The sequence below is a fragment of the Candidatus Zixiibacteriota bacterium genome, assembly GCA_040756055.1.
GTDB lineage: Bacteria > Zixibacteria > MSB-5A5 > GN15 > FEB-12.
In genome coordinates this window covers 492,118-512,775 of sequence record JBFLZR010000002.1, presented here as the reverse complement: position 1 = coordinate 512,775, position 20,658 = coordinate 492,118, and the positions used below count along the sequence as shown (strand labels likewise).

Genomic DNA, 20,658 nt, shown 5'->3' with positions numbered 1-20,658 from the left:
CATGGCTTATAATATTCTCGTGGTGGATGATTCCAAAACGATCCGCTCGATCGTAGCCAAGACATTACGGCTCACGAAACTGGAAATCAACGAGATTTTCGAAGCCGCCAACGGCAAGGAAGCGTTGGACTGCCTGGCAGACAACTGGGTTGACATCGTATTCAGCGACTTAAACATGCCCGTCATGACAGGAATTGAACTGCTCAATACGATGGCGGAAGACGGTCTGCTCAAGGACATTCCTGTAGTCGTTATCTCAACCGACGGAAGCTCCGCCAGAATCGAAGAATTGAAGCAAAAAGGCGTCAGGGAATACCTGCGCAAACCGTTCACCCCGGAATCAATCAGCGAAACCATTACCCGGGTCTTGGGAGTCGATGATGGAGATACAAACAGTTAAAGAGACTATTGAGACGGTCGTCTGCGAGGTTCTCGAACAGATGGCCTTTATGTTCCCGGAACCGGCCGGAGGTGCCGATGAAATCGCGTGGGACGAATTCGAGTTCGTGGCCGCCAGCGTGAGTTTCAGCGGCGACTGCGAAGGTGAGTCGCTCATGATAGCTCCAATGCCGTTTTGCGTCGAGCTGTCAGCCAATATGCTCGGGGAGGAAATCGACCCCGCCAACCCTAAGGAAAAGCATTGCGATGCACTAAAGGAAGTGCTCAATATCGTCACCGGCCAGCTTCTGACACAATGCTTCAGTGATAAGGCGATCTTTAACCTTTCTGCCCCTCGGGCCGAATCCGTGTCAGTCGCGAAGGTCCGCGAACTGGCCGGGAAATCGGACTCGTCGTGCAGTATGGTTGACAGTTATCCAATCGTCTCGCGGTTTACGGTTAAGGGCAGTTGACGTGAGTATCAAAGTATTGATCGTCGATGATTCGGCCATTGTGCGACAGATCTTTCGCGAAGAGCTGTCGCGCGATCCTGAAATACAGGTCGTCGGAACCGCCCCGGATCCATACGTCGCGAGAGATAAAATCCTTCAGCTTCAACCCGACGTTATTACTCTCGATGTAGAGATGCCGCGCATGGACGGTATTACCTTTCTGCGAAAGCTTATGAAATACCACCCCGTTCCGGCCGTAGTTGTATCGTCACTTACACCCCGCGGCGGAGAACTGGCGATGGAGGCGCTCGATGCCGGCGCGGTCGAGGTAATGAGCAAACCGGGCAGCGCCTACACGGTGGGAGAGATGTCCATTGAACTGATTCAGAAAATAAAAGCTGCCGCCTACGTGAACCTGGAGAAAAAGCTGCAGCAAACTCCAACTGGAGAATCAAAACCGACAAAACTATCTCTTACCCGAACGACCAACAAAGTCGTGGCAATCGGCGCTTCCACAGGAGGAACCCGCGCCCTGGAGATGGTCCTCGGTACCCTGCCCGTCAACACCGCCGGAATAGTCATCGTACAACACATGCCGGAAAACTTCACGCGGGCGTTCGCCGAAAGACTCAACCAGAATTGCGACCTGCGCGTCAAAGAGGCCGAAAACGGTGACTCCGTAATACCCGGAAAAGCCCTCATTGCCCCGGGCAATCAGCACATGACCCTGGAACGTTCCGGTGCGAATTATTTCGTCCGCGTCAAACGCGGCCCGCTTGTCAACCGGCACCGACCTTCCGTGACCGTGCTCTTTAAATCGGTCGCACGCTACGCCGGGGCAAATGCCGTGGGTGTCATCCTAACCGGTATGGGAGCTGATGGAGCCGAAGGGATGCTGGAAATGAAACAGAACGGCGCGTACACGATCGCCCAGAACGAGGAAACCTGCGTTGTCTACGGTATGCCGCATGAAGCAGTGAAACTGGGAGCCGTCGATTCAGTCGAACCTCTCGATCGAATACCCGCCAAAATCCTTGAGCGCTTGTAGGCTGGCGGCGAAGCTAAACCCTAGAACGTGTAGTCATAAGCGATGCCGAACGACGGCAGGGTACCGAACCACTTCTCGGTATGCTTCTCAATCGAAAGAACACCGTCATTATCCACGAGAACATACTCGTAATTGCGGATATTCTCCGCGCCCGTGACATTTATCACTTCGATGAAAGCGGTAATCGTCCCCTTTGACATGAAAAACTTGCGGTTCAGTCTCAAATCCAGCCGCTTGAACGGATCGTGCTTGGACCGCCACGGATCGTCCGCCTCCAGGTAGAATACCGTCTGGTCTCCAATATCGCGCTGAACCAGTGAAACACCGGTAAATGGCCAGCCGGTATGATATTGCCAGGCCACATTGAACTGCCATTTGGTGTTGAAGCGATAATTCAGGTCGAGGTACATCGTGTGAAGCTGGTCATAAGGGAAATAAAACTCCTCGTTGTAATTGACCGTCACGCCCTCGCTGAAATAATAGAGACTCTTTATGTCGTCACGTACCTCCGAAAGCGAATAACTGAACCACCAGCTCAGCTTTTCACCAACGTCCTTCTTCACATACAGCTCCACCCCCTTGGCGGTCTTGCCATTGAACGTCACTTCAACCCGGTCCTCCTCCAGTTCCGGGAAAGTTACCAGTTCGCCGAAAGTGTTTCGATAGGCGGGAGCCAGAGCGGAGTACTTTTTGTAGAAGACATTCAGTCTCAGATTTTCACCGGTCGCGAAATTGTGATCGAGCCCCAGCACTATGTGCCTGGCTTTTTCAGCCTTGTGAAAATCGGTCTGACCATCCTGAACGCTGATCTCATCGATCCTTTCCATCTGGTAAAAATGTCCCCAGCCGCACCTGAGAGTGGTTTTCTGTGACAAATTGAGAGCGAGATTGGCGCGCGGCGAAAAATGCTCGTCATCGGAGTACGATGCCCGGTCGTAGCGCACCCCGACCTCGGCTGTGGCAAAACCGACCGGACGCACCCTGGTGGCGAAATACCCGCTGAATCTGTCGCCCGAAGGATTAATGGACACCTTGTTGGAGTCGATTCCCTCGACAATATATAAAGGATAACCTCCGGGATTATAACGGTAGTCATACAGGTAGCTCGAATAATCGTAATCCGCCGAGACATGCCTCAGGTCGAGACCCGCCTTGAACAGAAGGTTCCGGTGAGCCTCAAATTCCCAGTCGGTCCTGGCGCCGAAGACATCGAAACTGCGGTTATCATCAACCTGCATTTCAGGCATCGATGCTACCTCGTCGTACACCTGACCCTCGCGGTTCTGACTGACGGATCCGAACGAGGTTATGGTCTTGCCTGCCAGTTTGGACGACATGTATGAATCAAGGGTGAGCCACAGATACGTGCTGCCGTACGAAGAATAAAGAGTATCGCCCTCGTTGTTTTCGTCGTCAACCTTCGTGCCGAGATACTCCAGATTATCATCGGCCCTCAGGAAATTCAATGTGAGAATTTGCTGTTGATTCAGTTTGTATCGCAGCTTGGAAAAGATGTCATAGTATTGCGGGCGAAGCTGATCATCGGCGCCAGACAGATCAAGAAGCAGGTCGAGATATCCCCGTCGCGCCGACACCAGCCACGAGCCTTTGTTGTCGGAAAAGGTCCCTTCGCTCAAGAAACGCGCGTTCATGAGGCTCAAACCAAGCGAAATGCGTTTCGTGTCGGCAGCGGTGTTTTTCGACTTGATATTGAAAACGCCGCTCATCCGGTCACCATAGTTGGCCGGGTAACCTCCCGCCATCAAATCCACGCCTTCCATCGCGGCGACATCAATCACACTGATAACCCCGCCATCGACATCCTTCAAATGAAACGGTTCGTACAGCTCCATACCATCGAGATTTATCAACACCTCGTCCTGCTCGCCGCCCCGGACATTGAACTTCGCCGAAAAATCGTTGTAGGCTATGCCGGGAAGTCTCTGCACCGCCCTAAAGAGGTCTTCCGCGAGCTGGGGCCGCGTTTCAATAACCTCGCGCGGGAGAAGTTGCGTGGCTGCCGGTTCATCACTCAGTATCGAAAACTGGCCCGGAGTCACCGTGACACCTTTAATCGATACCGGTTTCTTCACCAGCTCTATATTCAGCGTAATGGCTCTTGCGCCGCTTAAGTGAATACTGTCGAGAACTTTCGTCTCATAGCCGACATGACTGACCCGGAGACGATAAACACCGTCTTCGAGGCCGCCGATTGTAAAATAGCCCAGCGTATCGGTGATAGTCCCCAGTGGCCGGTCAAGAATCTTCAGGCTCACTCCGGTAAGAGGCTCGCCATCGTCGATATCCACCACCCTGCCGGTGATGGTGTTTTGCTGAGCCGCTGCCGAAGCTCCCAGCAGACCCGCAGGTATCGCGGTCAGACCGATTATTATCAGTGATGCTAATAGATACTTTATCTGTCCTTCGCGCATGATTTTCCCCTAATCAGGTTATGAAACGGCGACTCCCGCCCACCGGGAGCGTATCGTGTGATTATTAGAGATTTGTCAAATCCTCTTCGAAGATGAAAAACATTACATCATTCAGGATCTCATGATTCGGATATGTGGTCGAACCGGTCACCACATATCCGCCTGGGAATGACGCCATGGACATCCCGTATCCCACCACGCCGCCGGCATCATCGCTCCAAACGAATTTTCCCTCGGCGTCGATTTTCGCGATGAGAGGTTTGTGTCCGGCATAATACTGACCCATAACCAGAAAACCGCCGTCCGCGCTTTCGATTATCGTTCTGGGCTCGTTGATGCCGGATTGGGGATAACCTTGCTTCCAGACTACCGTGCCGTCGGCATGCATTCTTATCACATAGAGAGCATTGCTCGTCCCCACCTCTGTCGAAACCGGCATTGCGGCGCAGGCCGCCACCAGACCGCCATCGGAAGTCCCCACAACGGAATAGACAGTCAGGCCATAATCGCTGTCGGTGTGAATCCTTTCCCACAACTGGTCACCATCGGGATTGATCTTCAAGAGATAAGCGCTGGACTTGTTCGTACCGGTCGGCTTGGTGTATCCACCGACAACAAAATTGTCGTCGGTCGTGCGAACCATCGAGAGCGCGCGATCGAGATTATCAGTACCGAAAGCCTTCTGCCATACCGAATCGCCATTGAGGTCCGCCTTGACGATATATACGTCTTCCAACGATTCACCTCTATGCTGATAGCCCGCCACATAGTACGCGTCAGACGACAGCGCCAGCGCATAACCTCTCTCAACATAGGCCGTATCGCCAAAGGCGCTCTCCCACGCCTTCTCGCCGTCATCGGGAAGAACCTTCGCCAGAAAGAAACTGTAATCATCGACCGGTTTGCCCGAATTCGGATCGATCTTGGTACCCTCAATCACATCGTAGGATGTCGTATAACCGGCTACGATTATATTCCCATCGGGGGCCATTGCCACCGCCATACCGTTGTCGTCACCCCAGCCGCCAGCCCAGTTGTACCAGACCAGGCTGCCCGATGAATTGACTTTGGCAAGATAGACCGTGTTGTCACCGTAGCCATTGGAATTAGTGGAACCGGTGATGACATAATCGCCTTCGGCGGTTGTCGTGATAGCAGCCCCCCAGTCATACCCGAGGCCGCCGAATGTCCGGTAGGCCAGCAGTGTAACATAATTCGCGGGGGGAGTGTTTGTGATTGAGTTGTGCGAATAGTCATCACACCCGATTGCGAACAGGCTGAAGATAGCTACGACCGTGAAAGCGGATAGTGCGACTTTCAATGATTGACAGTTCTGACGCTTGCTCATAGTCACCCACCTCTGTTTTCGTCGAATAGCCTCGATTTGTTTCGTTTTTTTGCCGGCAGATTCACCGCTTCACTAACCATGCAAAAATTATCTCCATAATAAAAACGATAAAAACGCGTTCACTGATTAATCTCACAAGCCGCTTATACTAAATCGCGTTTTATGCTGTATCAAATCCCGAATCATCCATTTTGCCTGGCCTGTGCCGCCGAGGCAGGTCAAATGCCATAACTTGTAATAATACTTGCGCTTAGGTCGACGCCGGCAAGACCCCGAAATTCACCACCGCAAATAATAGTTGTCTGTGAAATGCCGTCGCTGTAGGATATCATGTATACGTAATCCTCCTGGCAAGAATACGCAAGAAAGGGAGGCCAATTTTATGTTCAGGTCAATATCAATAGCCACGCTGTCGATTTTTCTGTTGTTCGGTTCCATCCCGGTTACAGCCGCCGACCAAGGGAGCGGCAATTTCCGCAACAGAATCGCCTATCTGCAAAACGGAGATATTTACACCGCCGACCTTAACGGCAGCAATATCGAGAAAATTACCGGCACCGGTGGCCAGATCGCTGAATTCACCTTCTCGCCTGACCTTAAATATCTCGCCTACACACGGGTGGCCGGCATGGTTGAATCGCCGGGTTATTACGAAGATGATGAAGAAATACCGCAGACTGAGATTTACTCCATAGTGTTTGTCGATCTCACGACCTTGGATACTATCGCGCAGATCGAGCCCGAAGGCGAATGGCTCAATCCCGTCAGGTGGACCTCTGCGCATAAGCTTCTATACTACTGGTCTTCTGGCTATGATGTTTCGAGGTTCTTCGAGTACGATATCGCCAGCCGGACAAAAGTTGAACTGGATTATATGCTGGGAACCCGGCTTATGGAGGCGGGTATTTCATCCGGTGGCAGACTGGTAGCCTATATCGATGACATCGGGCTGGGCAAGACATTCGAGCAGCGCTTGCACCTGTCGAATGCTGAAACGGGCGAGGACAGGATTATCGCCAACGCCCGCTGGCTTTTCGATCCATGTTTCTCCACTGACGACGAGTTCATCGCGTTTCTTACGGTAGAGACTGTCGACAGCCAATCCATAGACAATCTCATGCTTTATAGTCTTGCCGACGGCTCACCTGCGAAGCTCGCCTCGTTACCGGCGAAGCCCAAGAGCGGCTGCCGGGTTCAGTGGAGCCCGGGCGACAGTTGTATCGGTATATTCTACATGCCGGGCTACCCTCCCAACGGGTATGTGCTCGCGAGAGACAACCCGGTCGATATTCACGAAATATCGGGCAACGAGTTCTGCTGGCTTACCGACAACCGCCTGCTCTTAAGCAGGGGAGAAGGCATATTCATTTACGATATGTCCACCCGCGAGATTTCGCTTCTCGTCGAAAACGCGTCGCGGCCGGCATACCTCCTCGGTGGAAACTAACTCTCTCGCGATTCCTCCGCAAAATTAAGCTTCACCCGGTTCACGATCAGAAACAGAATCGGGACCACGATTAACGTTAAGACCGTCGATGAAATCAATCCGCCCACCATCGGGGCCGCTATCCGCTGCATTACTTCCGAACCGGTACCGTGTCCGACCATGATGGGAATCAGCGCCAGAAGCGTCGTACCAACTGTCATTAACTTGGGCCGTACTCTTTCGACCGCGCCCTCAATCGTCGCCTTCTTCAAATCCACATAGCTGTTCAATCGTCCTTCGGATCGGTAACGCGCGACCGCTTCTTCCAGATATACCAGCATCACAATACCCGTCTCAGCCGCCAGTCCCGCAAGCGCGATAAAACCAGCCCAGACGGCGATCGATGTATTGTAGCCGTATAGATAGATCAGCCAGATTCCGCCCACCAGCGCGAAAGGAAGTGACAGCATGACAATGAGCGTGTCGGCGAAGTTCTTGAAGTGCAAGTACAGCAGAAGGAGAATCACGAAGAGTACCATCGGCACGATGACCTTCAGTCTTGCGGCAACCTGCTGAATGTTCTCGTACTGTCCTGACCAGACCAGCGAGTAGCCCTGGGGAAGACTCACTTTCTGCGCCACCTCGGTACGTGCCATCTCTACATACGAGCCGACATCGGTACCCTCGAGATCAACGAAAATCCAGTTGGTTGGTCGGGCGTTTTCCGACTTGATCATGACCGCACCCTTGGAGAACCTGAGCTGTGCGATCTGCCCGAGCGGCACATTCCGGCCGTCCTTTGTTCCGATGAGCACTCTTGAAATCGCTTCGGGATCGTCTCGCAGCGATCGAAGGTACCGTACGTTGATAGGGTAACGTTCACGCCCTTCGATATTATAGGCGACATTCATGCCACCGACCGCCGACGCGATAGTCTGATTGACATCCTCGATACTAATGCCGTAAGCCGCCGTCTTGAAGCGATCAATATCGATATCGAGATAATTGCCGCCGGTGATTCTTTCCGCGTAAACCGAACGTGTTCCTGCAAGCGGCTTAACCACCGCCTCAATACGTTGGGCGATGGCGTTGAGACTATCCAGATTCGGCCCCATAACCTTGATTCCGATGGGAGTCTTGATGCCTGTCGCCAGCATGTCGATGCGGGCGCGGATCGGCATCGTCCAGGCATTGGTCAAGCCGGGGAACTGAACAGCCGCATCGAGAGAATCAATCAACTTCTGCGGCGTCATCCCGGGCCGCCATTCATCGAGGGGCCTGAGCGTGATTGTTGTCTCCAGCATCGTAAGCGGCGCCGGATCAGTTGCGGTCTCTGCCCGTCCGACCTTGCCGAACACCCGCTCCACCTCGGGAAACGATGCGATTATGCGGTCGGTCTGCTGCAGAAGTTCCCGCGCCTTGGTTATGGATATTCCCGGAAGCGTGGTGGGCATATACAACATGTCTCCCTCGTAAAGGGCAGGCATAAACTCCGATCCGAGCCTCATCATCGGAAATATCGTGGCCACGAGGATCACGACCGATACACCAATTACCCACCATCGCCTTCTGAGCGCGAAGTTGATGACCGGCCGGTAGATTCTTATAAAGAACTGTGACAGTCTATTACGCGACTCGGACTGTATCCTCCCTTTGAGAAATATAGCCACCAGCGCGGGGATTATCGTAATCGATATAAGGGCCGATGCCGCCATGGCGAATGTTTTCGTGTACGCCAGCGGTTTGAACAACCTTCCCGATTGACCTTCCAGCGCCAGAATGGGCAGAAAGGATACCGTGATAATAAGAAGTGAAAAAAATAGCGCCGGGCCGACCTCTTTCACCGCATCCAGTATAATTTTGTCGCGAGGTTTGCTCTCGCCGAAGCGCTCAAGATGTTTGTGGGCGTTTTCCACCGTTACCAGCGATGCATCCACCATCACGCCAATAGCGATCGCTATGCCGCCCAGCGACATGATGTTGGCGTTGATGCCGAGCCAATGCATCAGCAGAAGAGACAGTCCGACGCCGGCGGGCAAAGTAACGACAGCGATTAGTGTCGAGCGCACGTGGAGCAGAAACAGAAGCGTCACCAGCACCACTATTAGAATCTCTTTGATCAGCGTATCGGTGAGATTGCCGGTAGCCCTGTCGATCAGGGCTGACCTGTCATATACCGGCACGACTTCAACCCCCGGCGGCAGCCCACCCTTGAGGTCTTCGAGTCGCTCCTTGACCCGGTTAATGACATCGCGGGCGTTCTCGCCGTAACGAATCACGACAATGCCGCCCACTGTCTCGCCCTTACCATCGAGTTCCGCCACCCCCCGTCGGATTTCCGGACCCATGTGTACCTGGGCCACCGACGAAAGAAAGACCGGCGGACCGTCCGGCGGAATATGAACCGGCGTTTGCCTCAAATCATCGAGGTCACCGATATAGGCCTGGGAACGGACAACAAACTCGGTCTCTCCAAGCTCCAGCAGCCGACCTCCGACAGCGCCTGTCGAGCGCTTCACGGCGTTTATCACGTGACCCAGCGCGATGCCATAGTGCTCCAGCTTGGCTGGGTCCACTTCCACCTGGTACTGCCTGACAAACCCTCCGACTGAAGCAACCTCGGCGACTCCATCGAGCGAACTCAACTCGTACTTAAGGTACCAGTCCTGAATTGAGCGAAGCTGCGACAAATCATGGGTGTCAGTTGTGTCCACCAGCGCGTACTGATACACCCAGCCTATCCCGGTTGCATCCGGACCGAGTTGCGGCAATACACCGGCCGGAAGTCGCCCTGCCATCTGCGAGAGATATTCCAGCACGCGGCTGCGCGCCCAGTAGATGTCCGTACCATCCTCGAAAATCACATAAACGTACGACATGCCGAAATGCGAAAAACCGCGTACGAATGTAGCCCCCGGCACCGATAGCATCGCCGTCGACAAAGGATAGGTCACCTGGTCTTCGACAACGCGCGGCGGCTGACCGGAATACTCCGTCTGAATAATCACCTGCGTATCCGAAAGGTCGGGGATGGCATCTACCGTAATCACATTGGCCGCCCAGGCCCCGAGAGCAAGTATGGCGACCGCCACTGCCAGCACCAGCCACCGATGCTGAATCGATGACTCTATCAGCTTAGTGATCATGGCTTGCTCCCGGTTCATACTTGATCAGCTTCATGCCACAGACCGGACAGACTCCCGGCTCCCTCTGAGCCACGCTGTCCTGGGGCATCGGGCAAACCCAAACATCACCGATATCCGTTTCACTGACCGGAACCAGCGCCATGCCGCACTTCGGACACTTGCCCGGACCATAATGGAGAACATCGTAATCCTGCGGCATGGGGCAGGTATGGATATTGTGTGGATCCGATGTCTGCTGAGCGTGATCATGGCCTTCCATAGATTGGTCCATCGTGCTCTGGTCATCCGATGTCATCGCAACTGTATTGTCCCCGACAGTCGCCTGAGAACCGTGCTGGTGACCGCCCATCTGCCCGACAGCTTCACTGAGGCGCGATTCGGAGTCCAGAAGGAACTGCCCCGATGTTACCACTTTTTCCCCGGCCCCTATGCCGCTGACGATCTCAATCATGTCGTTCTCATCAACGGCACCGGTAGTAACCGTCCGTGGCTCGAACGTGTCATCCGTCGAGGCTACATAAACAACCTGACGTTTCCCTGAATTGATGACTGCCGAACGCGGTACAACCAGAGCGGCATGCCGTGACCGATGCTGCAGCTCCACTTCGGCGTACATCTCGGGTCTCAACTCAAAGTGCGGATTGGCCATTTCCAGCCGTATCTGTACCTGCCCTTTGGGGTTGAGGGAGGGGGAGACATAGATAACCCGCGAATCGAAGATCCGCCCTGGAAGTCCCGGAGTAGTGACTTCAGCATCCTGCTTCAAAGCCACATAGGGGAGATCCTGCTCGTAGACATAAGCCGAGACCCAGACAGTGGATAGATCGGCTATTTCGTACAAGGTCGCGCCGGGCGCAACCTCCATACCTTCGTTAACGAACTTTTTGATAACGAAGCCGTCCGATGGCGCCCGGATTGTCATCGTGCGACTCACCTTGCCGGCTTCCCTGAGGTCGTTAAGCTGGTCTTCGGTGATATCCCAGTTTTTCAGACGGCTTTCCGATAGTTCGAGAAGCGACTTCAGATTATCAGCCGACTTTGAACTCGCCAGGGCTGTCAGGTACTCACGCTGGGCGGTCACCAGCTGCGGAGAATAAATCTCAAGAAGCGGTTGACCTTTGAAGACCCGTTCACCGGTCTCATTGACGAAAAGCTTCTCCACCCATCCACCGACCTTCAGGTTGACATCATAATGGTTCGGGTCAGCGATCATCACTTTCCCGAACGCCCTCACTCTCTTCGACAGCGATTGGAGAGACGCTTCCGTCGTAACTAGACCCATGTTTTGCCGGGTCGTGGGGTCGATTTGTACCAACCCACTTGCCTTGGCATCACCCTTCTTCACCACCAGATCCATGCCGCAGATAGGGCACGTACCCGGCTCGGTCGATATCACCTCCGGGTGCATCCCGCAAGTGTAAAGCACTGATTCACTATCGTTGACCGCCGCCTCAACCGGACGACTTCCTTCTCGCCAGAAATATGCCGCGGCGAAACCAATTACCAAGCACGCTACTGCTAATATTATCGTTTTCATGGTATTACCTTTCACTTTCGTTCCCGTACAACTCACTCAGCATCGCTTTGGCCCGGTTGATCCGCCGAACCAGATCCAGACGTTCCAGTTGAACATCGAGAAGCTGCACCTGCGCCGCTAAGAGGGCGTTGAAATCTATTTTTCCTACCTCATAGGCAATTTCCGCGGCATCGTAGCCGGCCTTTGCCTGAGGCACAATGGCATTGTCATACTTCTGCAAGCTTTCCATCAAAACCCTCACATTCAACCGGCCGTCTTCGACCTGCTCACGGAGCCTGTCGGACACCGCCCTTTGCTGCTGTTGCGATGAGAGTATCATTTGCTCCGATGCCCGCACGTTGTTTTTCTGCTTGCTGAAAAACCACAACGGTACGCTGAGGCCGACATGCACCGAAACCCAGTCCGTACCGGGCGACATATCTCCTGGCACTGCCTTGCGCGCGAGATAATCCACACCCAGCATAATGTCGGGCCAATACTGCGAGCGCGACAAACTGCGCTTCACTCTCGCCCGGTCTGTGGCAAGATCAGCGTCCAGAAGGTACGGATTGCTTGATATTGTCGATGTATCATCGAAAACGACTGCCGGCACCGGTAAATAGGGAGAAAGATCCTCCGCGTCCGAGGAATCCCCAACAACGCGGCATAATTCAAGTATTGCCGACTGCTGCATCTGACGGGCGGTCAGAAGACGTATTTCGAGGCGCGAAGCGGTCGTCTGCGCCATTAGAACATCATGAGCCGTGGCGTCACCGTTGGCGTAGCGCTCCTCGGTTACGGCGACGGTCGCTTTTGTCAGTTCAAGATTGTCGTCAATTAAACCTTCGCCGAGTTTCCAGTACGAATAATCGTAGTAGGCATCGGTCACTTCGCGAATCACCCGGTTGCGCACAGCCGCTATCGATACCTCGTCGCGCTGCTGGTCGATCCGGGCAATTCGGGACGCGGCCTTCAGCTTGCCCGGCCAGGGCACCATTTGTGAAAACCCGAGCGAAACACCCGACATCGGCACTTCATCGAGGGCCAGCGAAGTACGGGGAAGATTCATCAGGCCGATCGAAAACTCGGGGTCCGGTAGCGTCCCGGCCGCGTTCGCGCTGAACCTCGATCCATTGGCTTCGAAAGCCGCCGCCTTCAAAGATGGATTATTGGCCAGTGCCTCCGCTATCAATGAATCGAGAACTGCCTGATTGCCCCTCGCCGAACCGCCTGTTATTACAAACATCAGCAGCACCAGCGCCGCTATCCACGGTCTGGTCATGATAAATTACTCCTTCGTTAATGTTGCTTATCAGTGAAAAACGAAAAGACGCACTTCAACTCTGCAGTTGCAGGCCGGTGCCTATGCTGATGACTAAATCAGAAATGAACAGGCAAGGATGTAAGCCGGCGGAGACTTGCCGGCGTCATATGTAACTGCCGAGTAAACAACACCCGGTCTGTAGAGGGGGACAAACCGATCAAGCAACAAGGATTCGTATCTATACTGAACGTCACGACTGACACGGCTATCCTTGGCATTAGTATCGACATCAAACGGTTCTTGCGAATCCGAAATGCTGCACTGGCAACCGCTTTCAACTGGCCGATCGTCCACACCGGGAGATTCCATCGAGCAACAACAGCAGGCCGATGTATCGCAAGCCTTGCCGGACACTGCCGGAATTGATGCTGAGGCTGTCTGTATCTGGAGAATCGGGCTGAGAGCCAGTATCAGTCCGGCCAGAATTGTCATGCTGCCTTCAAGTAGTCTCATAAGATCTCAAAAAGTGTTACGTGATTTATACAACAGATGACAACCAAAATGGTGCCGAAAAATCGGCGAGGCTTCCCGGAAAAACGGCTGCAGCTCCAACCAACTGGACGACAATAGCATAACCTTCCCCGCCAGCTTCTTATGGTCTCTGAAATTGGTGAGAATACAAAACTCAGGGCGATGGCGTCTCAAAGAGCCAGTCCACCCCATTTAGAATCCAATCCTCGATAAACGGAGCCGCCGCCATTGCGACCGCTTTGAAATAGCGATTGGGGACCAACAAGAAGATAGCCAGCGCCAAACCGGCCTCGATCTTTCCCTCGAGCGCACGGCTGAGAGCACACCGAGTGGATAATTCTTCATCCGGCTGGCCTTGACTCTCCGAAGGATAAGACGCCAGCGGAGTCTGCTCGGCGGACGAGAGAACCGCCGGCCCGGACACTTCAACAGAATCCTCAGCAGGTGACTGCACGCCCGCATGCAACTCAGGGTCAATCCCTTCTCGAGAGTCTTCGGACGATGATCCAATGAACCGATAGGGGGCATGATAATTGGTGGCGCAGCCCTGCCAGGCAAATGATAGCAGCATCAGAAAAAACACTGACCGTAAAACATACCTCACCATGAATCTTCGCGAAGATTCCAAACATCTGCCAATGTACTTTCGCGAGTTCACGTCTTCATACCTCTGTCATATTCATCTCACCGGCGACGCCTCTCAGAACTTGTACGGCATCCACCTGCCGAATACAGACCATCAATCAGCCTTCTCATCCCTGAGGAGTGGCAAAATCCATGAAATCAAATGCGAGGAGCTTTGGCAGTGATGTCCCTCCGATGACTACCTGAAAGATAAGCTCGAACAAGGAAATAATCAAGCCCTCGGAAAGAATAATAGACTCCGGCAGCCATTTTGTATGAATTCTGAACACCCCGGCCCGTTATCAATAACCCTTACGCCGGCTGGCCGGTCTTCCTGCGAAGAAGCGAGTAAACAACGATCATCAAAACTGACACCGCCAGGCTCACTGATCCGCCACAATAAATTGGCGTGCCCGGTCCACCGACCAGACACACCGCGAACACGGCGGCCACTCCAAGAACTATCGGAACCAACCAACCGAGCAGAAACGCTGTGATGAAATCGCGCCCCTTCTTTTTCGCAATGAATCCCATTGCCACCCCCAGAAGCCCCACAACACCAACCGCACCTACGTGCGCAAAGATGTAACCGGCCATTTGACCACGAAAGCCAACCCACCCGACCGCGCCGACCGCGAACAACATCACGCAGATAAGTAATATCCTTCTCTCGGTGCGTCTGTCACCTTCCACACACACCTCCTCAAATAGCTCCTTTAACTCAATGACGAACCAGCCTGTGGTATTGTCTACGACCCTGTTTTTGTTCTGTTTCGCCGGTCAATGAAGTATGCGACAGTCTTGTGAAGTCGATAAACGGCACTGGATTAACCTGCTCTTGATTTCCTGTGCGATTTCTCTTATAATGCCAAATCACTTTATTCGAGAAAGTGTTAGCAGCAAACAAAATACATAATCACCCAGGAGAGGTTCATGCGAAAATGCTTTGTATCTGCGGTCCTGATTACCGTGCTGATGCTGGTTTTCAGTATCTCCACGGCGACCGCCCAGAATATCGACGCCAAAGAATACCGGCTCGATAACGGCATGCAGGTCCTTATGGTCGAGCGCCACGAATCACCAACGATAATGGCCTCCATATTCGCCAAGGTCGGCTCGGCCAACGAAATTACCGGTATCACCGGTATATCCCACCTGTTCGAACACATGATGTTCAAAGGCACGGAAACAATAGGAACCAAAGACATCGTTCGCGACCGTGAAATAATGGCGCAGCTTGATTCCCTGCGCGCTCTGATGAGAACCGAAGAACGAATCATGCGCGAACAACTGCGGCGGGGCGAGATCGACGACCTCTACGACCCCGTTTCCAAGACTCCCCGCTACCGCGAAATCGAAAAGGTCTTCGACAGCCTCATCCTCGAACAAAGACAACTCATCATCAAAGACCAGCTCGATGAACTCTACTCCAAAAACGGCGGCTTCTTTCTCAACGCCTTCACCAGCGAAGATATGACCGGATATCTTGTTCGCTTGCCGAAAAACAAAATCGAACTCTATATGTGGCTCGAATCGGACCGTTTCAATAACCCCGTCTTCAGAGAATTCTACTCGGAGCGCGATGTTGTCCGCGAAGAACGACGCCTCGGGGTCGAGTCAACCCCGACCGGACTCATCGAAGAAGATTTTCTTTCCATGTTCTGGAAATCATCGTCGTACCACTGGGACGTAATAGGCTGGCCGTCTGATCTGGGTAGTATCACCCGCGCTCAGGCCGATCAATACTTTGAAACCTACTACGCCCCGAATAATCTGGTCATGATCCTGGTCGGCGATCTCGAGCCGGACAAGATGATCAAGATGGTAAAGGAGTATTTCGAGCGTATCCCGCGCGGCAAAGTGGATCCGCCTGATGTTACCACTCTTGAAGAGAAACAATACGGGGAAAAGCGGTTGCTTGCCGAAGCGGAGTCCAGTCCCAAAGCCGAGATCTGGTATCACACCGTGGCGTGGAAACATCCCGACAGCTACCCGCTTGAGGTTCTGGCCGGAATCATGAGCGGCAAAACGGGACGTCTTTACAAAAAGCTCGTCGATGAAAAAGGTATCGCTAAAAGCTCCGGTGGCGGCGGTGGCCGCATGATGCCGGGTGATGATCTCGCGGTCGGCGCCAATCAGGACTCCAGAAAATACGCGGGAGCTTTCCAGATGTCAGCCGAGGCGGTATCGGGCGTCAGGGCCGAACAACTCGAAGAGGCCATGTATGAGATGATTGAAGACCTGAAAACCAACCCGGTTGCCGAAGAAGAACTCCAGAAAGTCAAAAACCAACTGATGGTACAGAAAATCCGATTCATGGATATCATGTCCGGAATAGGCATTCTGTTCTATCTTGGTCAGAACGCCGCCTATGGCGACTGGACCGAAGCCAACAACGGGCTCAAGAAAATGGAACTGGTGACAGCCGATGACATCATGCGCGTCGCCAACAAGTATTTCGCCGACGACCAGCGAAACGTCCTGATAATAAACAGCAAAGAGACAGCCGGCGGTCAGGAGATGCAGGAGGCTGGTGAGGATGATCAGTTTAACCAGAAGGTTACCATGATCAATTCCATGACTGATGCTACCAAACTTCAGCAGATGATAGCTATGGTTTCGATGCAGCTCGACAAAATCGAAGACCCGAAAGAAAAGGAAATGACGGAGAAACTGCTCGGCGTCGCCAACAAGAAACTGGCCGAATTGAAAGCCGCCGAAGGAAACTAAGGCATCTGCCACAGGAGACAAAATTATGAATAAATCATACTATATGTCATCAGGTCGACTGGCGGCAGTGGCAGCCATCCTGGCGATGACCATTCTGCTGGCCTTCGTCGCCAGTGTGACTGCGGCCGATATCGTCGACCACCCCGAAAAACTGAAATACGAAAAACTGCAATATCAACCACCCAAACCCCAGGACTTTCGCCATACCCTGAAGTGCGGCGCGACTGCCTACGTTATCGAAAATCCGGAAATGCCCACCTTCGATCTTGCTATCATCGTGAAAACCGGCTCCATGTATGATCCGGTCGAAAAAGCCGGTCTGGCCAATATGACGGCGTATCTCATGCGAAACGGCGGGGTCGAAGGTATGACCGCAAGCGCTCTCGATGAACGTCTGGCTTACCTTGCCGGCGAAATCTCCATACGTATGGAAGATGACAGGGGAGAGGCCAGCCTTTTCTGCCTGTCGAAAGATATCGATGAAGGCCTCGGCCTGCTCTCCAAAGTCATCCGTACCCCGGTGTTCGACCAGCAGGCCCTGGATCGTTACCGCACCGACATCCTGTCCGAACTGGAACAGCGCAATGCTTCGACTTCGGATATAGAAAGACGCGAATGGGAATTTCTCATGTACGGTAATCACCCGTGCACGACACCACTTCGGCAAACCGAAGGTTCAGTCAATTCCATCACCCGCGAGGATATGATAGAATTTCACCAGAAATATTTCTTCCCCGGCAATTTCATCTTCGCCGTCTCCGGTGACTTCAAGACCGATGAAATCCTGGCCAAACTGGACAGCATGCTCGAAGGATGGGGCGATCACGAACTCACCCTTCCGGAAATCACTGAAAACATTCCCGAGCCGAAACCGGGCGTCTACATGCTCAAGAAAGAGGATGTCAACCAATCGCGTGTTCTTATTGGTCATTTGGGAGTGACGAGAGATATCCCGGATGAATTCGCGCTGGCAGTCATGAACGATATCCTTGGAGGCGGCGGATTCACTTCGCGTATAGTCCGACGTGTACGTTCCGATGAGGGATTATCCTACAGTGTGGGCAGCCGATTCGACCGCCCGGTTCTGTATCCCGGTACCTTCCGGGCCTGGTTTCAAACCAAGCACGAAACGGCCGCCTTTGGCACGGGCCTCATGGTGAAGGAAATCAAACGTATCCGAGAGGAAAAGTGCGATCCTGAAATTGTCGAGAACTCTAAAGCCTCATTTATCGGAAATCTCGTCAACCCGTTTAGCGGCAAGAACCTCATTGTCAACACTTTTGCCTCGGATGATTACACGGGAAGACCCGATAATTATTGGCAGGATTACGAAAAGAACTTCGAGGCGGTAACCCCCGATGATGTTCTGGCGGCGGCGCAAAAATATCTGCATCCCGACAAACTTGTCTATCTCGTTGTCGGCGACCCCGAAGCTGCCGAACAAGGTTCGGACAAACACTCCGAACACTTCTCGGACTTCGGCGAGATTACGATCATCCCGCTTCGCGATCCTATGACACTCGAAATCAAGTAGTGTCATTACGCTTTATGATGAAGCCTCCCCGAACAGGGGAGGCTTTTTTTTATCGGATGGGAAACCTCAAAAGTCGAATTGAACTGTGCGCTGGCGGTACCAGGCCCTACACCCCCGGCAACGGCCGCCCGGTGAGCATGCAGAACACGGCGTACAAGATCCCGCCGATCATCCCGCCAATATTGGCCAGCATATGCACCACTATTGCCGGAATAAGACTACCCGTGAGCGACCTCAGATGCCCGGCTATGAGACCTATCGCGAACGTAAACAACAGGGTCACAACCGTCGTGACTGCGTCAGCGCCACTGAACGCCAGCACCAAGTGCATCGCCGAGAAAAACACCGCGCTGACCAAAACAGGAATTTCAATCTTGAATAAAGGAAACTCCAAATACCTGCCGGATAGAGGCGCCAGATGGCCCTGGAGAAACCCCCGCGTAAATACTTCTTCTATCGTGCTTGACAGGATCCACACGAACAATACAATCTGAGGAAAAGTGAGGCTTTTTGCCACCGGGCTGCCGGATCCTCCCAGCCCCAGAACGGCGATCGTTGCCGCTATCCCCAGAAGCGGAGCCGTCGCGGCTATCAACATCCACTGATACCCGCCTTTCGGCAAACAAAAACCGTACTCGCTGAATTTCCCTTTGCCCAAAACCGCGATTGCGACAAGCGACAGTATCAACTCCAGTCCCTGGGTAGTCGCTAAGCGAGCCGGACCCGACTCGAAAATCATCCTCGGCAGGACAATAGCGACCAGGAAAATCGCCACCGCGATTGAAAGCGCCGAGAGAACCCGTGATGCCTGGTTGATTGACATGAAATTACCCTTCTTCTTCATGGGAGAAACTGAATTCATTATCCGCATCGCGCCGTCGGCAGTCAAGTTTATAATCCGGCTACTCTTCGATCATGTCGTTATTCGACCACCTCCTCTGAAGGCAGAAACTACGCTATGGGTCCCGTGTAAACAAATGACTCATATCGAACGTTTATCTATCGGCTATTCAAACCGGACCCTTTTCCGAGGAGCAATCGACATGAAAAACAGCGGGCTGATACTCCTGCTGGCCTTTGTCATCTTCGGATCCTGCAACAACGCGACCTCGCCCGATGAAATCGGCGACAGGTTCGCTTTTATCAACTTTACCCTCATCGATGGTACCGGCAGTGCTCCGGTTTCCGATGCCGCTCTGGTGGTCGAAAACGGCCGCATAACCGCTGTCGGCTCGGTCGGCTCAACACCGATTCCTGCCAGTCTGCCAATAATCGACCTCTCAGGAGCTTATGTCCTTCCGGGGTTTTTCAACGCTCACATTCACAGCGGCTTCAATCGAACCAACCTCGAAGCATGGGCGCGCGGCGGCGTCACCACCGTTCGCGACCTCTGCGGCCCAACCCTCTTTGTCTGGCGCGACAGTGTCCGTGAGAATCCCGCCTGCGCCCGACTGGTTGCGGCCGGCCCGATGATCAGCGTTCCGAACGGCTACCCCTATGTGCCCTGGGGGGCATCATGTATGCTTCCGGTATATTCCGTCGATGACGCCCGGCAGAAAACCGCTCAACTGCTTGCCGAGGGCGCTGATATCATAAAGATAAGCATGGAATCAGGCGAGAGCTTCGGTATGGAAATACCCTCACTTTCACACGATGAAGCTTCGGCCATCGTCGAAGTCGCCCATGAACACGGCACTCTGGTGTCGGCTCATGTTCTCGTTTCGTATGACCTCGGGCGCGCGCTCGAGGCCGGCGCCGATGATATGGCCCACATGATTACAGATTTTCTCCCCGATAGCACTGTAGACCAGATGATCACCGACACTATCTACTGGGTCCCCACACTCGAACTCTGGCAGAAAGTGGGATATGGTACGGTCGACGCGGCTATTATCAACCTTCGCAAATTCGTTCAGGCCGGGGGAGAGGTTGCGCTTGGCACCGATTACGACGGCTACGATGCTGTTTTCCAGATTGGTATGCCGCTGGATGAAATGAACCTTATGCGGCGCTCGGGGATGTCGGAGATGGACATCATAGTTGCCGGCACCAAGAACGCCGCCAGGGTTTGCAACTTAGAGGATGAGATTGGAACACTGGAAATCGGCAAGATTGCCGATATCCTTGTTGTTAACAGCAACCCGCTCGAAGACATCAACAACCTGGCTGATATTCTGATGGTAATCCACGATGGTGTCGTGATCCGCGACGAAAGATAGAATGTAACGG

At 53.3% G+C, this 20,658-nt stretch carries 16 protein-coding genes; 7 read left to right on the top strand and 9 right to left on the bottom strand.

The window, feature by feature from the left end; all coding sequences use genetic code 11:
• Nucleotide 1 precedes the first annotated feature (1 nt).
• From AB1483_05530 to AB1483_05520, 3 genes are read left to right on the top strand one after another with little or no spacing between them, the layout of a single operon-like run.
• A complete protein-coding gene (locus AB1483_05530) occupies nt 2-400 on the top strand; it encodes a response regulator (GenBank protein MEW6411919.1) in 399 nt (132 codons plus the stop codon).
• Nucleotides 378-851 carry a chemotaxis protein CheX gene (locus AB1483_05525; protein ID MEW6411918.1) on the top strand — a complete coding sequence of 158 codons (474 nt, stop codon included), beginning with the start codon at nt 378-380 and terminating at the stop codon, nt 849-851. The genes AB1483_05530 and AB1483_05525 overlap by 23 nt, the downstream gene beginning before the upstream one ends.
• Before the next feature lies 1 nt (nt 852).
• Nucleotides 853-1,878, top strand: coding sequence for a chemotaxis response regulator protein-glutamate methylesterase (locus AB1483_05520; GenBank protein MEW6411917.1), 1,026 nt, complete (start codon nt 853-855; stop codon nt 1,876-1,878).
• A gap of 20 nt (nt 1,879-1,898) precedes the next feature.
• On the opposite strand, the gene AB1483_05515 is transcribed toward AB1483_05520, so the two are convergent.
• Nucleotides 1,899-4,310 carry a TonB-dependent receptor gene (locus AB1483_05515; GenBank protein ID MEW6411916.1) on the bottom strand — a complete coding sequence of 804 codons (2,412 nt, stop codon included), beginning with the start codon at nt 4,308-4,310 and terminating at the stop codon, nt 1,899-1,901.
• A gap of 64 nt (nt 4,311-4,374) precedes the next feature.
• Entirely contained in the window at nt 4,375-5,658 is a 1,284-nt protein-coding gene (locus AB1483_05510) for a hypothetical protein (protein MEW6411915.1), read from the bottom strand.
• A 382-nt stretch (nt 5,659-6,040) separates the two neighbouring features.
• Here AB1483_05510 and AB1483_05505 point away from each other — a divergent pair, with 382 nt between their 5' ends.
• Complete coding sequence (locus tag AB1483_05505; protein MEW6411914.1) at nt 6,041-7,105, top strand: hypothetical protein; 1,065 nt, start codon at nt 6,041-6,043, stop codon at nt 7,103-7,105.
• Here the strand turns inward: AB1483_05505 and AB1483_05500 are convergent.
• The 6 genes from AB1483_05500 to AB1483_05475 form a co-directional block, all read right to left on the bottom strand.
• Complete coding sequence (locus AB1483_05500) at nt 7,102-10,230, bottom strand: CusA/CzcA family heavy metal efflux RND transporter (GenBank protein ID MEW6411913.1); 3,129 nt, start codon at nt 10,228-10,230, stop codon at nt 7,102-7,104. The genes AB1483_05505 and AB1483_05500 overlap by 4 nt on opposite strands.
• Nucleotides 10,220-11,767, bottom strand: a complete 1,548-nt coding sequence (locus tag AB1483_05495; protein ID MEW6411912.1) for an efflux RND transporter periplasmic adaptor subunit — start codon at nt 11,765-11,767, stop codon at nt 10,220-10,222. Before AB1483_05495 ends, AB1483_05500 begins: the two co-directional genes overlap by 11 nt.
• Before the next feature lie 4 nt (nt 11,768-11,771).
• Nucleotides 11,772-13,028: a TolC family protein gene (locus tag AB1483_05490; protein MEW6411911.1), complete on the bottom strand. Its 1,257-nt coding sequence runs from the start codon at nt 13,026-13,028 to the stop codon at nt 11,772-11,774.
• A 93-nt stretch (nt 13,029-13,121) separates the two neighbouring features.
• Nucleotides 13,122-13,523: a hypothetical protein gene (locus AB1483_05485; GenBank protein ID MEW6411910.1), complete on the bottom strand. Its 402-nt coding sequence runs from the start codon at nt 13,521-13,523 to the stop codon at nt 13,122-13,124.
• A 172-nt stretch (nt 13,524-13,695) separates the two neighbouring features.
• Nucleotides 13,696-14,112 (bottom strand): hypothetical protein, encoded by a 417-nt coding sequence (locus AB1483_05480; protein MEW6411909.1) that lies wholly within the window; start codon nt 14,110-14,112, stop codon nt 13,696-13,698.
• A gap of 365 nt (nt 14,113-14,477) precedes the next feature.
• Nucleotides 14,478-14,858, bottom strand: a complete 381-nt coding sequence (locus AB1483_05475; GenBank protein MEW6411908.1) for a hypothetical protein — start codon at nt 14,856-14,858, stop codon at nt 14,478-14,480.
• 240 nt (nt 14,859-15,098) lie between these two features.
• Between AB1483_05475 and AB1483_05470 the strand changes: the two genes are divergently transcribed.
• The gene (locus AB1483_05470) at nt 15,099-16,895 is read left to right on the top strand and encodes a pitrilysin family protein (protein ID MEW6411907.1); all 1,797 of its coding nucleotides are present in this window, start codon (nt 15,099-15,101) and stop codon (nt 16,893-16,895) included.
• A gap of 25 nt (nt 16,896-16,920) precedes the next feature.
• A complete protein-coding gene (locus tag AB1483_05465; protein MEW6411906.1) occupies nt 16,921-18,429 on the top strand; it encodes a pitrilysin family protein in 1,509 nt (502 codons plus the stop codon).
• Nucleotides 18,430-18,535: 106 nt separating this feature from the next.
• On the opposite strand, the gene AB1483_05460 is transcribed toward AB1483_05465, so the two are convergent.
• Nucleotides 18,536-19,291, bottom strand: coding sequence for a CPBP family intramembrane glutamic endopeptidase (locus tag AB1483_05460; protein MEW6411905.1), 756 nt, complete (start codon nt 19,289-19,291; stop codon nt 18,536-18,538).
• Nucleotides 19,292-19,472: 181 nt separating this feature from the next.
• Between AB1483_05460 and AB1483_05455 the strand changes: the two genes are divergently transcribed.
• Nucleotides 19,473-20,648, top strand: coding sequence for an amidohydrolase family protein (locus AB1483_05455; GenBank protein MEW6411904.1), 1,176 nt, complete (start codon nt 19,473-19,475; stop codon nt 20,646-20,648).
• Nucleotides 20,649-20,658: the final 10 nt, after the last annotated feature.